We start from the raw sequence: 14,275 nt of genomic DNA, 5'->3' as shown, positions 1-14,275 counted from the left end.
CAATGTGCGGGGCCTCATTGTCTTTCTAGGGCGATAATCTCACTTGCAATTTGTGCGGCTCGCAAAAAATCACCTGAGCGCTCCGCTTTAATCATCTCTTCTTTTTTCTGGTCGATCTCTCTCTGCTGCGGAAATTTCAGCACCTCACGTATGCAATCATCGAGCACTTGAACATTCCACTCGGCTGGTGCTTCCATCATCATGATCGAGCTGACCGTCATTTCCAAACGATCGTCGTGGAGCGATGACATGAAACGGCTGATATCCGGAGATTTACCCTGTGCGTAAAAAGCATATAGATAAGCAGCAATTGCCGCATGATCTTCAATATTAAACGCTTCTCCCAGGCGATCGCCAACGTATCGCGCGGCCTCCGCATCCTGCAGCATCAGCGACAGCAGCCGCCGCTCTGCCGCATGGTAAGCAGGCAAAAGAACCGGGGCGGGCTGGCGCCCTTTTTTATGCCTACCATTATTCCACCTTTTTTCCTTATTATCCCCATCGCCCATCTTTTTTTGCATCGATTGCCGTAGCAGATTGCAATCCTGCTTTAGACTCTCGTAGGAAAGATGAAGCTCGGAGGACAATTCCCTCAAGTAAACTTCTCGCTCAGTCGAGGAATTCAGTACGGCGATAATGGGCAATGCCTCTTTGGCGTACGCAATCTTACCATCTTCTTCTAGCAGTATATGGTTTTTCTTCAGATATATAAGTTTAAATTTTGTTGTTGAAACAGCTGTTTCTACTACATGCCTGAAACGCTCGGCACCGAATTTGCGGATGTAATCATCCGGGTCCATTCCTTCGTTCACCAAAGCAATTCGTACCCTGAGACCAACGCCTTCCAGCATTGGAATGACTTTTAACGCAGCAGCCATACCGGCTTTATCGCCGTCATAGACAACAACAACTTCTTCAGCCACCGATTTCATGATTGCCACTTGGTTTTCCGTTAGAGAGGTTCCCATGGTTGCCACACCATTGTGAAGTCCTGCTTCCCATGACGAAATCACATCGCCGTAACCTTCGAATAACAGAACTTGACGCAATTTGCGTATGGATGTTTTTGCCTGGTGCAGGTTGTACAATGTGCGGCTCTTATTAAATAGAAGTGTCTCCGGGGAATTCAGGTACTTCGGTTGACCGTCCCCCAATATTCTGCCAGCAAACGCGATGACCTTGCCGCTGCGGTCATGTATTGGAAACATGATGCGTCCGCGAAAACGGTCGAGATAGCCTTCCTGTTCATTTCTTGCGGATAATAAACCGCCCTTTTCCATCTCTTTCAAGTCAAAGGATCGTTTCGTGAGGAACTGTACAAGCGTGTCCCAACGATCTGGAGCATAACCGATTTGGAACTGGTCAATCATTTTGTCGCTCATTCCGCGGGATCGTAAATACTTCATGGCTTCCGTACCATGCTCCGTGTTCTTAAGCAGGAAATGGTACAGCTTGGCGCTAAGCTCATAGGCTTCAATCAAACGTTCTTTTTCCGGATTACGAGGAATTACGGGAACTCCTTGACCTTCCGGCAACGAGATATCATTCTCTTCTGCCATTGTCTTGACGGCTTCGGGAAAAGAAAATCCTTCGATTTCCATTCTAAATTTAATGGCGTTTCCGCCCTTACCGCAGCCATAGCAGTAAAAGATTTGGCGTTCCGGTGTAACCGTAAAGGAAGGAGTCTTCTCTGAGTGAAACGGGCACAGGCCCTTCAGGTATTTCCCCTGTTTGGTAAGATGCACGTATTTGCTGACCGTGTCCACAATATCGCTCTTGGCCAGTACTTCCTCAATGACATCATCCGGAATATTACCTTGTCCGGTACTCATCCAAACCACCTTCATCTCTTTTGGCACGTAAATAGTATTCGCTACGGGTGGACATTCTCCTGCAATTCATGCAAAAGTTTTGTCAGTTTATGTTGAAAAAAACTCCGGTCTTCGTCAAGCAGCTTTTTGGGCCCTTTGCCATACTTTCCTTGCTTCCTCGCCTTCGCCTGATGGTGACGGGAATCCAGCATGAAATCGATATCCGTATTATGGAAAATGCGACCACGAAAGGATATCACATGGCATGATTTGGCAAGCGCAAGTGCAGCCAGTCCATAATCCTGCGTTACCACGATATCCCCCCTGGATATGTGGTTAGCGATGTAGAGGTCCGCACTTTGATCACTCCGATCCACCTGGACCGTCGTAACCCCCTCTTCTGCCTGCTGCAGATGATCATAGGAAGAAACAAGCAGTACCGGCACACGAAATGTACGAGCTGTCTCTGCGATTTCCTTCTTGACTGGACATGCATCACCGTCAACTACAATCGAAATGGAGTTGCTTTCGTTCATTCGCATCACCGGCTCTTATCGTTAATCTTGGATTCATCTTTATGCTGTATATTATTATATACGTCTTTGGCAGATTAAAATCCTTCTTCTAAGAAAAACGTCTATCGACGTACTTTCACAGAAGACAGACCGCGTATAGCGGAAGTTTTTCTTGCGAGATAAGGATGGGAAGCCTCTGAAGCTTATACTTTCTTATCTCTTCAAATAAACAATGACCCAGCACTTGCTTGATTCAGGCCGTTCATAGCGAAAGCGCCATCCCGTGCATAACCGCGGGCTGTCGCTTTCACTGAACAATGCATTATAACATTAGTAAAATCATGCTGTCACTACTACCACACCAATTTCGTGAAATCGGCGTATCGCTTCAAATCTCCATCGATGCCGGAGAGCAGTGCGAGACGATTGGCCCGAACCGCTTCGTCCTCAGCCATGACCATAACGGAGTCGAAGAATCCGGTAATCGGTTCTTTGAGTCCACCCAGCAAGGACAATGAACGTTCGCCGTCAGCAGCTTGCAGCGCGGCATGATAATCTTCGCGAATTGCCTTCCAAGCTTCGTAAAGCTTGCCTTCTTCCGTTTCCGTAAACAATTCAGGATTGACAGCAGCCTTGCCGGCCTTGGCAGCCAAATTGCTGACCCGGTTGAAGGATTCTACCGTCGTTTTGAAGTCTTGGACATTATCGACAGCATTCATCAGGGCATGACCGCGGGATACAACCGACACCACGTGATCAAATCCTGCGGTAATTACGGCATCCACCACATCATAACGCTGATCTTCGGACAGAAGCTTCTTCACGCGAAGTCCGAAGAACTCTTTAAGGTCCTTACGGATTTCGTCCGTCGAGCGTTTCAATACGCGAATGTTCTCGTGAACCTCCAGGGCCACATCGAAGACATCCGATAACGTCACCGGGAGTTTGTGCTCCAGGATGATCTGAACGATGCCCGCCGCCTGACGGCGGAGCGCGTAAGGATCTTGGGAGCCTGTCGGAATGATGCCGATGGAGAAGCAGCCCACGATCGTGTCGATTTTATCCGCGATGCTTACGATGGATCCGACCGAGGTGGAAGGCAATGCGTCACCGGCGAAACGAGGCTGGTAATGCTCAAACACTGCTTTGGCTACCTGCTCCTTCTCACCGGCTTTTCTTGCATAATCCTCTCCCATAACACCCTGCAGTTCAGGGAATTCGTAAACCATCTGGGTCACCAGATCGAATTTGCAAATATCGGCTGCACGGCTCACGGAATCTGCTTCGTCCGCCGAAATGCTAAGCTTCGCAGACAACTGATCGGAAATCCGGCGGATTCTGCGGACTTTATCGCCGATGGTCCCCAGTTCCTCATGGAACACGATGCTCTCCAGCTTCGATAAAGCGTCTTTGATCTGAAGCTTCTGGTCTTCCTCATAGAAGAATTTCGCATCCGATAAACGGGCTCGCAGCACCTTCTCATTCCCTCTTGCGATAACGTCCAGGGAACGGCTGTCCCCGCTGCGCACCGTGACGAAGAACGGAAGCAATTGTCCCTGCTTATCCAGCACAGGGAAGTACCGCTGATGCTCACGCATGGAAGTAATCAATACTTCCTGCGGAATATGAAGGAATGAGGAGTCGAATGATCCGTACAGCACGGTTGGCGTCTCAACCAGGAACAATACCTCTTCAAGCAAATCATCCTTGATTGCGATATTCCAATCTTTCTCTTGGGCCAATGCCTGGATCTGCGATACAATCATTTCTTGGCGTTCATTCACGTCCACGATGACATGCTGCTCGCGCAATACGTCACGATAAGCCGATGCCTCAGGAATAACGGCTTCTCCGCCAAGGAAACGATGTCCACGGGTCACGTTTCCAGCCTTCACGCCCGTAATTTCCAGATCTATCGTCTCATTTCCGAGCAGAGCGACCATCCACTTAATCGGACGAACGAATTTAAATTCGTGCGCGCCCCAGCGCATATTTTTCGGGAAGGTCATTGAAGTCAAAATGCCAAGAAGTCCTTCGGGCAGGATCGACATCGTATCCACGCCGACGCTGTTCTTCGTCACATAGATATACTCTACCCCGCCGAGCTCTTTAAAGGTAAAACTCTCGGGATCAACGCCCTGGCTTTTTGCAAAACCAAGCGCTGCCTTGCTCCACTGTCCGCTATCATCCAACGCGATCTTGCGGGAAGGCCCCTTCACTTCCTCGCTGACGTCTTCTTGTTTATCCGCAACGTTCTGTACCCATACCGCCAAGCGGCGCGGCGTAGCATATGCCGTTACTTCGCCATGCCCGATTCTGGAAGCATCCAGCCATTTGACCAATTTGTCCTGAAGCTGTTCCATCGCGGCGCGCAGAAATCTCGCCGGGACTTCTTCCAGACCGATTTCAAACAATAAATCCTTAGACATGGTCTGCGCCCCCTTTCTTAATCAGCGGGAAGCCCAGCTTCTCGCGCTCTTCCAAATACGTGGCTGCAACCTGACGAGCCAGGTTTCGCACGCGCATAATGTATCCCGTTCTCTCCGTTACGCTGATCGCGCCTCTGGCATCCAGCAGGTTAAACGTGTGGGAGCATTTTAGAACATAGTCGTACGCCGGGAATACTAAATTTTGATTCATCGCTTTGTTCGCTTCTTCTTCATACATGTTAAACAGCGTAAACAGCATTTTAACGTCGGACACTTCAAAAGTGTACTTCGAATGCTCGAATTCCGGCTGATGGAATACGTCTCCATAGGTGATGCCGTCTACCCACTCCAGATCAAACACATTCTCTTTATCCTGGATATAGGATGCAAGTCGCTCCATACCATAGGTAATCTCTACAGCAACTGGACTTGCGTCGATGCCGCCAACCTGCTGGAAGTACGTAAACTGCGTAATTTCCATTCCATCCAGCCAAACTTCCCAGCCCAGGCCCCATGCACCAAGCGTCGGCGCTTCCCAATTGTCCTCAACAAAACGGATGTCATGATCGAGCGGATTGATGCCAAGGCCCTTCAAGCTCTCCAAATACAGCTCTTGAATATTGTCCGGTGAAGGTTTCAAAATGACCTGAAATTGGTGATGCTGATACAGACGGTTCGGGTTCTCCCCATAACGGCCGTCAGCCGGGCGACGGGAAGGCTCCACATAAGCCACATTCCAGGGCTCGGGGCCGATCGAACGCAAATACGTCATCGGGTTCATTGTACCCGCACCCTTTTCCGTGTCGTACGGCTGCACGATGATACAATTCTGTTCCGCCCAAAATTGCTGCAGCGTCAAAATCATCTGCTGGAAATTCATGATTTTTAGCTCCTTTACATTCTTTTTCAAATTCATTCCACCATGCATATCCATTCTCTGTACAACAAAAAGCTCTCGCCCTACGCCTGTTGTACAGACATAGGGACGAGAGCTGTAGCTTCCCGCGGTTCCACCCTACTTGGCCCTGCTGCGTCGCCGACACAATCTTAGTCTTCAGCGATCAGCAAAACCCACTTTATCGTTTCATCATGCTCCCGGGTGCCTGTTCATGAATATCTCCCACCAGGCTTCCACCACCCCCGGCTCGCTATTTCGCGGATCGATCATTCACTACTTTCCCGTTCAATGCATGTCAGTATTCAAAAAACTAATAAACTGATAAATATAATACCTTATTCTATATCTTACGTCAAATGTTGTACTTGTCCATTTGATCCAAAAAATTTTGCGATTTCAAGCGCAGCCCAAGCTGCATATCCATCAAAGCTCGCATGACCTTTTTGAGCTCGGCCTTCGTTTCGTCCTTCACATCCACGTTGCCCAGCCGCCTCAGGTCGAGGCGTCCAAACAGGCGCAGCAGCTTCAGCGTTCTGGGCGAGATCGCCATTGCCGGTGGATCCAGATGTTTGCAGTAACGGCACAGGACGCCGCCAAGGCGGGGGCTCACCAGCATATCCTCGTCTTTTCGGGATTGATTGCATGAAATGCAAACATCCAGCTCCGGCCCGTACCCTGCCGCCTGCAAAATTTTCATCTCATACAGATTGATGATGATTTGGGGATCCTTATCCTCCTGAAGGGCTTCCAAGCAGGCCTTGAGCTGATGAAACCAAAAAGCGCCCGTCTCCTCATCCTGCAGCACCCGATCCAAGAGCTCGCAGGCATAAGAAGCATAGGCGGCTTTGATAAGATCCTCCCTGAGCCCGTGGTGAGATTCCATAATCTCACCGGCGTTCAAGTTGCCGAGCCCGGTACCATTCCGGAAGAACACATATTCTCCATAAGTAAACAGCTGCGTCAGAGCAGCATGACGGCTTTTCACCTTCTTTGCTCCTCTGACCAGCACGCCTACCTTGCCCGATTCTTTGGTGCAAAGTGTAATGATTTTGTTCCCTTCACCGTAGTCCATGCTGCGGATGACAATCCCTTCCGCCCGATATAGCATGCGCTTTCCCCCAACCATTCCTGGAACAACCAATGATTACTCGTCTTCTTCATGCGGGGCCGCCTCATCTTCAACGGATGCAGCTGTAAGAACCGACTCACCCTCGGTTTCCTTATACAGCAAATACGCATCGACATCTCCAGTCATCGCAAAATACTTCCACGAAAAATCTCGCAATCGTATTCATCCTCTCTTCGGAAATGGCGTTTCGCATCTACGAAAATTAGGATGTGCGCCTAGAGCAGATTTATGAAATGCAATTGTTGGCAGACGGCTGCCGTGTATGATTTGCCTCCGATTTGCACAGCGGTTCTATTATTCCCCGCGGTGAAATCCGAGATCGCGAAGAACGCGTTCTTGGTTACGCCAATCTTTTTTAACTTTAACCCAGAGCTCCAAGAAAATCTTGGACCCGAGCAGTCTTTGAATGTCCTGACGGGCTTGTCTGCCAACTTCTTTTAGCAGAGCACCCTGCTTGCCTATAATGATACCCTTTTGGGAGTCGCGTTCTACAAAAATCACGGCTGAAATATATACGGTTCCGTTCTCCTCCACCCGCATATCCTCAATCGTAACCGCAATGGAATGAGGAACTTCCTCTCTTGTCATGTGCAAAATTTTCTCGCGAATCAGCTCTGCGCACACGAACTGCTCCGGATGATCCGTCACTTGGTCTTCAGGATAATACTGCGGGCCAGGCGGCAAGTATTTCTGTATCTGTTCAAGCAGCGTGTCGACATTGTTGCCGAGCTTGGCGGAAATCGGGACGATCTCTGCAAAATCATGCAGCTTCCGATACTGCTCAATCAGAGGGAGCAGAGCGGGCGGCTCAATTTTATCGATTTTGTTCATGACCAGAATGATCGGAGTCTTGATCTTCTGCAGCTGCTCGGCGATGTAACGGTCTCCCCCGCCGATGCCCTCGGAAGCGTCTACCAGAAACAAGGCGGCTTCAACCTCACCCAGCGTGCTTAAAGCGGTCTGGTTCATGTAATCCCCAAGCTTGGATTGGCGTTTATGAATGCCCGGCGTATCCAGGAAAACCACTTGGGATTCGTTGGTCGTATAGACGCCATGAATTTTATTTCTTGTTGTTTGCGGTTTGTCCGACATGATGGCAATCTTTTGACCGATCACCTGGTTCATCAGCGTTGATTTCCCTACATTCGGTCTTCCGATAATAGCCACAAACCCGGACTTAAATTGTTTTTTTTGCATACCATTCCTCCGCTACTGTTCCTGTATCTACATGTTGTTGATCTAAAGCCTTGGTTTAATCCTATTCAATTGCAAACTTACTGTTTGTTTAAATCCCAAGGACCAAACGCGCCCGGCAGGAGTTCACTGACGGTCGTTTCCTTGATGTCACCCTTCATATTCCCCATGATCACCTTCATATCCGGTTTGCACAGCTCCACCAGCACTTGCCGGCATACCCCACACGGCGTGCACGGGCCATCTGTATCGGCAACGATGGCAATCGCCTGGAAGCTCCCTGGTTCATGACCATCGGCAATCGCACGGAACAATGCCGTGCGTTCAGCGCAATTGGTAGGGCCGTATGCGGCATTCTCTACATTACACCCAAGATGCACCTCTCCGCGCGAATCGAGCAGAGCTGCCCCTACACCAAATGTTGAATAGGGTATGTAAGCCCGCGTACGTGCTTTAATCGCTTCCTGCATTAACAATCCTGCATCCATATCCAGTTCCTCCTAATGTTCAACTTGTCATTGATTGTATCCATGCCCATACCGGTTTATAGAAGACCAGAATGCCGATTACGACGGCAAACACCGCTGCAACTAACGCTGCACCGGCTGCTGTGTCCTTAGCCACCCGAGCTAAAACATGTTCTTCTGGCGAAACTAGGTCGATAATGGCCTCTACCGCAGTATTCACCAGCTCCGCGATAAATACAAGGGCAATCGCCAATACCAAAAACAACCAACTCATTCGGTCCAATTGCAGCAAAGCTGCTGCGATGAATACAATCAAGGCAGCAGCAATGTGGATTTTCATATTGCGTTCCGTTTGTACAGCCGTCAAGATGCCGCGGATCGCGCACCCAAATGCCCTGTATAACGATTGTCTGTGCGGCTTCACTATCTTGTCAATCCTACTTCTGCAAGTACAGCCTCCTGCTTGCCCATCATTTCCGCTTCGCTCGCCTCATCCTGATGATCATATCCGAGCAAATGCAGAAATCCGTGAACAAACAGAAAACCGAGTTCCCGTTCCAAGGAATGACCGTATTCTTCGCTTTGCAGCTTCGCCCGTGGGACCGAGATAATGATATCACCCAGAACATCCGGCACGCTCTCCAGCTCTTCTCCTTCTTCAAGCTCATAAATGATCTCGAGCTCATCGTTCGTAATTTCATTCATCGCAAAGGAGAGGACGTCGGTCGGACGATCGATTCCCCTGTACTCCCGGTTCAATTCATGGATCTGTTCATCATCGACAAAGGTCAGATCAACCTCGCCATCGGTAACGCCTTCAGCCTCTCCGGCCTTCTGAAGAATCGCTTCAAGCAAGGCGATCAAATCCTCGCTAATCTGAAAATCCTCTTGTTCATTATTCCATGCCAGCTGCAGGCTCATTCTTATACGCTCCTTCTCTGTTCCTCACTCGTTGCCGATGTCTCGGAAGCGGTCGGGTTATCACCATTTGGCGCTGCCGGCTTGGGACGCTTCACATCTTCAGGATACTCGATCCGGGAATGGAAAATCCCCATCACCGTCTCCTTTAACGTCTTGGCGATAATGTCCAGTTCCTTCATCGTTAAATCGCAATCATTAAACTGATGGTCATCCAGGCGGCCTTTGATGATCTTCTCGATCATCGATTCAACCTGTTCCACCGTCGGTTTACGCAATGAACGAACAGCCGCTTCTACGCTGTCGGCTATGCCGACAATCGCAGATTCCTTGGATTGTGCCTTCGGCCCTGGATAACGGAAATCATCTTCGGTGAAATCCAGTTCAATGCCCTGCTCCTCCGCCTGGCGAACCGCTTTATGATAAAAATAGTGTAAAAACGTTGTGCCATGATGCTGCTCTGCGATATCTCGTATCGGTTTAGGCAGCTTGTACTCCTTGAGCATTTCCACGCCATCCCTTGCGTGAGCAACGATAATGGATTTGCTCAGCTTCGGTTCAATGGAATCATGCGGGTTCTCCATATTGTTCTGATTCTCGATAAAATAGATCGGACGCTTGGTTTTTCCGATATCATGATAGTAGGATCCAACGCGGCACAGCAGTCCGTTGGCGCCAATCGCTTCCGCCGCAGCTTCGGACAAGTTTCCGACCATGACACTGTGATGATAAGTGCCCGGCGTCTCCGTCAACAGTTTACGGAGCAGCGGATGGTTCGGGTTCGATAATTCCACCAGCTTCAGTGCCGACAGAATACCGAAGGTGACTTCGAAGAACGGCATTAACCCGATGACCAGGATGGCCGTTAACAACCCGCCAGCGATAGCAAAACCGATTGAATACAGCGTTTCACTCGTAGTCCACGTATCGTTATTAAGCAGCAGCATGATAAACACGATCAATGCGCCAAAGAGAGAAGCCATAATGCCGCCCTTCAGCATCGTCGACCGCTGGCTCGCGCGGTGAATCGAGAAGATCGCCACGCAAGAAGTGACGGCTGCGAATAACCCGAATTTGAAGTCAAACAATTCTCCCTGGACATTCAATATGACGCTTGCCATGATGCTGAAAATGATGACGCTGAAATAGGCCAGCGAGGTTTCCAGCAGCAGGGTAACCAGAATCGCTCCAATCGCAACAGGCGCAAGATATCCAACATACATCTGGGAATCGCTTTGCAGAAATGCGGTCAAATGCATGGGGATCAGCGTGATTACATACACCAGGACCAGCATCAACAACTGCGAGTTGTTGTATTTAAATTTCCCAGGTTCCGACTGCCTTATGAAAGTCAGTATGCCCAGAGAAAGCAGGACAGACAGGAGAAGAACTCCCAGCTCCGGCCAGTAGTTAATGTCGTCCTTCAGCAGACCATTTTTGCCAAGCAGCTCGTACAGCTCCGGTGTGATCAGCTCGCCCTTCGCCACGAGGATATCCCCTTGTTTGATAAATACAGGCGGGGTATTCTCCCGGGCCTCAACCTTTGCATTCTTGGTGGCAACCTCGTCATAGAATTTATTGGCCGTTATTGTTAAACTTGCCAACTCCTGAACGACTTCCCTGGCGGTCCGATCATTCAACGAGCTTGTGTTCACTCTCTCCGCCACGCGGGTACGGGCGGTATCGGCATCCACAATTTCATTCAGCATCAGCCTGGATACAATCTCGCGAGCTACAGGCTTCATCTGAATAATATCTTCCGAGTTCAACCTCGGTATCTTAATGAACGTTTCCTCGGGGATCCGATAGGTTTGTTCTTCGATGACCCGCTGCATTTCTTGAAGCAGCTCTTTGGAATAAGCTTCATTCGTGCTGTTGGCCGACACGAAGTTTTGCACGAATTCTCGAGCCATCCTCGGAATTTCATTACGATAAATTTCGACCTTTTCGCCAGAGCTGATATCGACGTCCTGATTCAAACGTTCAATGCGGTCAAGTATTTGCGTGACCAGAACGTCATTCTTCAGAGGAACGTGAGGGTAAATCGGCTGGACGTTCTCCGCCGCCGCCTCCTGTGCCTTTAGCGTTGCCTTGCTATCCTCAATCTGCACGGGCGCCACGATATTCTTTTCGCTTTTCGTATTGACCTGTATGTCATAGCGTTCCGGCAAAAGCTTGGATGCTAGACTGATATAAAAGAGTAAAGCAAGCAGCAAAAACAGAATATAGCGTGTTGCCACGCTATATTTCCATCCGCTGTTTTTACCCCATATGGACTTGTCCGTCGATGGTTCATTGGAGGCCATTGCGACAATCCCCTTTAATCTTGGTTTTCTGCTGCTTTATCGTAAGCGACGATGATTTTTTGTACTAAAGAGTGACGTACAACATCCTGTTCGGCAAAATAGACGAATCCGACTTCCTCAATTCCGCTTAATATCGTTTTAGCTTCGATAAGTCCTGATTTCTTGCCCCGCGGCAGGTCAATCTGGGTCACGTCCCCGGTTATGACCATCTTCGAGCCGAATCCAAGCCGTGTCAGAAACATCTTCATCTGTTCCGGCGTGGTGTTCTGTGCTTCGTCCAAAATAATAAATGAATCATCCAGCGTCCGCCCGCGCATGTAAGCAAGCGGCGCAATTTCAATCAACCCACGCTCCAGCGCCTTGGCCGTTTGATCCGGGCCCATAACATCGTATAGGGCATCGTACAGCGGTCTGAGGTAAGGATCAACCTTCTCCTGCAGATCACCCGGCAGAAAGCCCAGGCTCTCTCCAGCCTCTACTGCCGGCCTTGTCAGAATGATCCGTTTGACGGATCCTTCCTTCAGCGCGGCAACAGCCAGAACGACGGCCAAGTAGGTTTTCCCTGTTCCGGCAGGACCGATACCGAATACAACATCCCGCTTTTTGATGGTGGTCACATAATGCTTCTGACCGATGGTTTTTACACGAATAGGCTTGCCCTTGAAGGTTGTCGTGATTTCGCCCTTGTACAGATCCAGCAATTGATCAGCTCTCAGATCCTTGGCGAGTTCTACAGCATAAAGGATATCACGCTCGGTCAAAATGTAGCCGTTGCGCACAAGCTGGAGCAGCACTTCAAACAGCTGCTGAAGACTCTCCACATTTCGATGTTGTCCACGAATCGTGATGACCGCTTCCCGTGAATCTATTGTCGCAGGAATTTCTTTTTCGATTAATTTAAGAAATGTATCTTGTGGTCCGAATAACGACAGACCTTCTGACGCGCTTTGAAGTAAAATTTGAATGCTGGTCGTTTGCTGTGACAAATAGCCTCATTCTCCTTGATCGTATACTATGGGAAGTTCTTTCGCGATGGTCTCTTCCACCTCAAAAAGCACTTTCATATAAACTTTACCATTCTCTTTCTTATCATGCAAAATTTTTTGGCTTACAAATCTCGAATCCGTCCCATATTTCGCCAAAATATCCCGGCGAGCCCCCTCGATTCCCTCTTTTTTCGCTTCATCCTCGCTAATGGTCTGCTGGACCTCGGTAACCTCCATGATCTTTTCCGTCATCCAGCCCAGCGGAAGCACCCGCGTCCTCCACGTAAGCGGATCATAGAAGGTCAAGGTCTCCTGCTGCGAAAACGGGATATCCCCGTAGCCCCACAACTGGACGGCCCGATCGCCAAATACGATATACGAACGCTTCTTTCCTTCCCCCGTATACACCTTATGGGTCTTCACCAATGGGATTTCGATATCGTATTCATGCCATACAAGGCCCTTCACTTCCCCTTTGGCTACAATTCGTTCCGAATTTTCCTCGTCCCCAAGGACACCGGAAATCAGAATGTCGCCTTTCTTCACCCGGCTGTTAATCCCTACTTTAGGGACCCCCTTCTCAGCGTAAATATGGGTGATGACAGCGTCCTGCGTACTGATTAGATGCCTCGGGCTCTGGAGCGGCGGTTTCTCCGGTACAGCCGCCTCTACGATCTGGATGCGAATACGCGTCCCGTTGCGTTCCACCCCTACCCATGAAGTCCCCGGGAGGCGGGCGGTCATATTCCCGGACAGCTTGTCCATCGATTGCAGCTTGAATATCCATTGAAACGGATAAATGCCTTCCAACTTGGCCGCATCAAGCACATCTTCCGAAGCGATCGTTTCATTCCCCTCGACTTCCACGTTCCACACCATCGAGGAAAGCGTAAGCAGGATCATAAAAAACGCAACAACGCCGATCACAAACGCTTTGCGTTTCAACAGGCGGCGAGCTTTGAAGGGGGATCCGTAACGCCCCTTGATCCGCGTACGGCAGCCTGTCCGTTTTAACAGCGGACGGAGCCCTTTGAAATCCTTCAGCAGCAGCTTAAGCTCTGCTGAGTGGGCCCCTGTCGGTGTTACATCCCAAACCGGAATCCCCGCCTCCGCCAATGAATTGATGAATGCTTCCACATGCTCACCGCGAACAGCGAGCTTCAAATATCCTCGAAGATGGATCATCGTCGGAATCTTCACGGTTTCTCCCCCGTTCCTATGTATTGAATATGATGAATGGTGCCAATGATGGTCACTTCATGGCTTTGAATAGCCTGAATCGCCAGTCCGGCCCCCGAAATCTCCAAAGAGCCCTGCGTTAAAGACAACACAAGTCGTTCCTCGGAAAAATGCCGGACTCCGCGATGATTTTCGATATGCAGCTCTTTATTGCCAATCAGGGTCAACCGCGGCAAATCAAATAACAGGTCCTGTGGCAAATCAAGCATTTCTTGGGTCCATTTCTGCAGCTTGCGGCTGATGCGGGACATATGGAGACTTTCCCCCTTCCTGTACTGTACACCTTATGCCCCAAGAAGCCGTTTTATGAGATCAAAAGTAAAAAGACCGCCCCGTCAATAAAATCTGACGAGGCGGTCTCCCGCTTCTATGAATCTATGAAT

14 protein-coding genes are annotated in these 14,275 nt (G+C 49.5%); all 14 read right to left on the bottom strand.

The window, feature by feature from the left end; translation table 11 throughout:
* Positions 1 to 14: 14 nt before the first annotated feature.
* A complete protein-coding gene (gene dnaG / locus ACQKPA_RS18585) occupies positions 15 to 1,832 on the bottom strand; it encodes a DNA primase (RefSeq protein WP_427494039.1) in 1,818 nt (605 codons plus the stop codon).
* 41 nt (positions 1,833 to 1,873) lie between these two features.
* A complete protein-coding gene (locus ACQKPA_RS18580; protein WP_326094031.1) occupies positions 1,874 to 2,353 on the bottom strand; it encodes a YaiI/YqxD family protein in 480 nt (159 codons plus the stop codon).
* A 326-nt stretch (positions 2,354 to 2,679) separates the two neighbouring features.
* The gene (glyS, locus tag ACQKPA_RS18575; RefSeq protein WP_427494038.1) at positions 2,680 to 4,755 is read right to left on the bottom strand and encodes a glycine--tRNA ligase subunit beta; all 2,076 of its coding nucleotides are present in this window, start codon (positions 4,753 to 4,755) and stop codon (positions 2,680 to 2,682) included.
* Positions 4,748 to 5,635, bottom strand: a complete 888-nt coding sequence (gene glyQ / locus ACQKPA_RS18570; RefSeq protein WP_427494037.1) for a glycine--tRNA ligase subunit alpha — start codon at positions 5,633 to 5,635, stop codon at positions 4,748 to 4,750. The genes glyS and glyQ overlap by 8 nt, the downstream gene beginning before the upstream one ends.
* A gap of 370 nt (positions 5,636 to 6,005) precedes the next feature.
* The gene (recO, locus tag ACQKPA_RS18565) at positions 6,006 to 6,761 is read right to left on the bottom strand and encodes a DNA repair protein RecO (protein WP_427494036.1); all 756 of its coding nucleotides are present in this window, start codon (positions 6,759 to 6,761) and stop codon (positions 6,006 to 6,008) included.
* A gap of 36 nt (positions 6,762 to 6,797) precedes the next feature.
* On the bottom strand, positions 6,798 to 6,938 hold the full coding sequence (locus tag ACQKPA_RS18560; protein ID WP_074961956.1) for a YqzL family protein: 141 nt from the start codon (positions 6,936 to 6,938) through the stop codon (positions 6,798 to 6,800).
* A gap of 138 nt (positions 6,939 to 7,076) precedes the next feature.
* A complete protein-coding gene (era, locus tag ACQKPA_RS18555; RefSeq protein ID WP_071222943.1) occupies positions 7,077 to 7,979 on the bottom strand; it encodes a GTPase Era in 903 nt (300 codons plus the stop codon).
* Between the two features lie 77 nt (positions 7,980 to 8,056).
* A complete protein-coding gene (gene cdd, locus ACQKPA_RS18550; RefSeq protein ID WP_427494035.1) occupies positions 8,057 to 8,464 on the bottom strand; it encodes a cytidine deaminase in 408 nt (135 codons plus the stop codon).
* A 19-nt stretch (positions 8,465 to 8,483) separates the two neighbouring features.
* Complete coding sequence (locus ACQKPA_RS18545; RefSeq protein ID WP_427494034.1) at positions 8,484 to 8,867, bottom strand: diacylglycerol kinase family protein; 384 nt, start codon at positions 8,865 to 8,867, stop codon at positions 8,484 to 8,486.
* A complete protein-coding gene (gene ybeY, locus ACQKPA_RS18540) occupies positions 8,867 to 9,364 on the bottom strand; it encodes an rRNA maturation RNase YbeY (RefSeq protein ID WP_427494033.1) in 498 nt (165 codons plus the stop codon). The genes ACQKPA_RS18545 and ybeY overlap by 1 nt, the downstream gene beginning before the upstream one ends.
* A 2-nt stretch (positions 9,365 to 9,366) precedes the next feature.
* Positions 9,367 to 11,667, bottom strand: coding sequence for an HD family phosphohydrolase (locus ACQKPA_RS18535; RefSeq protein WP_427494032.1), 2,301 nt, complete (start codon positions 11,665 to 11,667; stop codon positions 9,367 to 9,369).
* A gap of 14 nt (positions 11,668 to 11,681) precedes the next feature.
* Positions 11,682 to 12,653 carry a PhoH family protein gene (locus tag ACQKPA_RS18530; protein WP_113060209.1) on the bottom strand — a complete coding sequence of 324 codons (972 nt, stop codon included), beginning with the start codon at positions 12,651 to 12,653 and terminating at the stop codon, positions 11,682 to 11,684.
* Positions 12,654 to 12,659: 6 nt separating this feature from the next.
* A complete protein-coding gene (yqfD, locus tag ACQKPA_RS18525) occupies positions 12,660 to 13,853 on the bottom strand; it encodes a sporulation protein YqfD (protein ID WP_427494031.1) in 1,194 nt (397 codons plus the stop codon).
* Positions 13,850 to 14,143: a sporulation protein YqfC gene (gene yqfC / locus ACQKPA_RS18520; protein ID WP_113060207.1), complete on the bottom strand. Its 294-nt coding sequence runs from the start codon at positions 14,141 to 14,143 to the stop codon at positions 13,850 to 13,852. The genes yqfD and yqfC overlap by 4 nt, the downstream gene beginning before the upstream one ends.
* Positions 14,144 to 14,275: the final 132 nt, after the last annotated feature.

The organism is Paenibacillus sp. NPDC093718 (assembly GCF_050279985.1).
Classification (GTDB): Bacteria; Bacillota; Bacilli; order Paenibacillales; family Paenibacillaceae; genus Paenibacillus_AQ.
This window is presented reverse-complemented; position numbering and strand designations above follow the sequence as displayed.

Bases quoted from the DNA above. Each gene is read 5' to 3' on its own strand.
- ybeY (WP_427494033.1), bottom strand. From the start codon at position 9,364: ATGAGCCTGCAGCTGGCATGGAATAATGAACAAGAGGATTTTCAGATT.
- era (WP_071222943.1), bottom strand. From the start codon at position 7,979: ATGCAAAAAAAACAATTTAAGTCCGGGTTTGTGGCTATTATCGGAAGA.
- cdd (WP_427494035.1), bottom strand. From the start codon at position 8,464: ATGGATGCAGGATTGTTAATGCAGGAAGCGATTAAAGCACGTACGCGG.
- yqfC (WP_113060207.1), bottom strand. From the start codon at position 14,143: ATGTCCCGCATCAGCCGCAAGCTGCAGAAATGGACCCAAGAAATGCTT.
- glyQ (WP_427494037.1), bottom strand. From the start codon at position 5,635: ATGAATTTCCAGCAGATGATTTTGACGCTGCAGCAATTTTGGGCGGAA.
- dnaG (WP_427494039.1), bottom strand. From the start codon at position 1,832: ATGAGTACCGGACAAGGTAATATTCCGGATGATGTCATTGAGGAAGTA.
- recO (WP_427494036.1), bottom strand. From the start codon at position 6,761: ATGCTATATCGGGCGGAAGGGATTGTCATCCGCAGCATGGACTACGGT.
- ACQKPA_RS18580 (WP_326094031.1), bottom strand. From the start codon at position 2,353: ATGCGAATGAACGAAAGCAACTCCATTTCGATTGTAGTTGACGGTGAT.
- glyS (WP_427494038.1), bottom strand. From the start codon at position 4,755: ATGTCTAAGGATTTATTGTTTGAAATCGGTCTGGAAGAAGTCCCGGCG.
- ACQKPA_RS18535 (WP_427494032.1), bottom strand. From the start codon at position 11,667: ATGGCCTCCAATGAACCATCGACGGACAAGTCCATATGGGGTAAAAAC.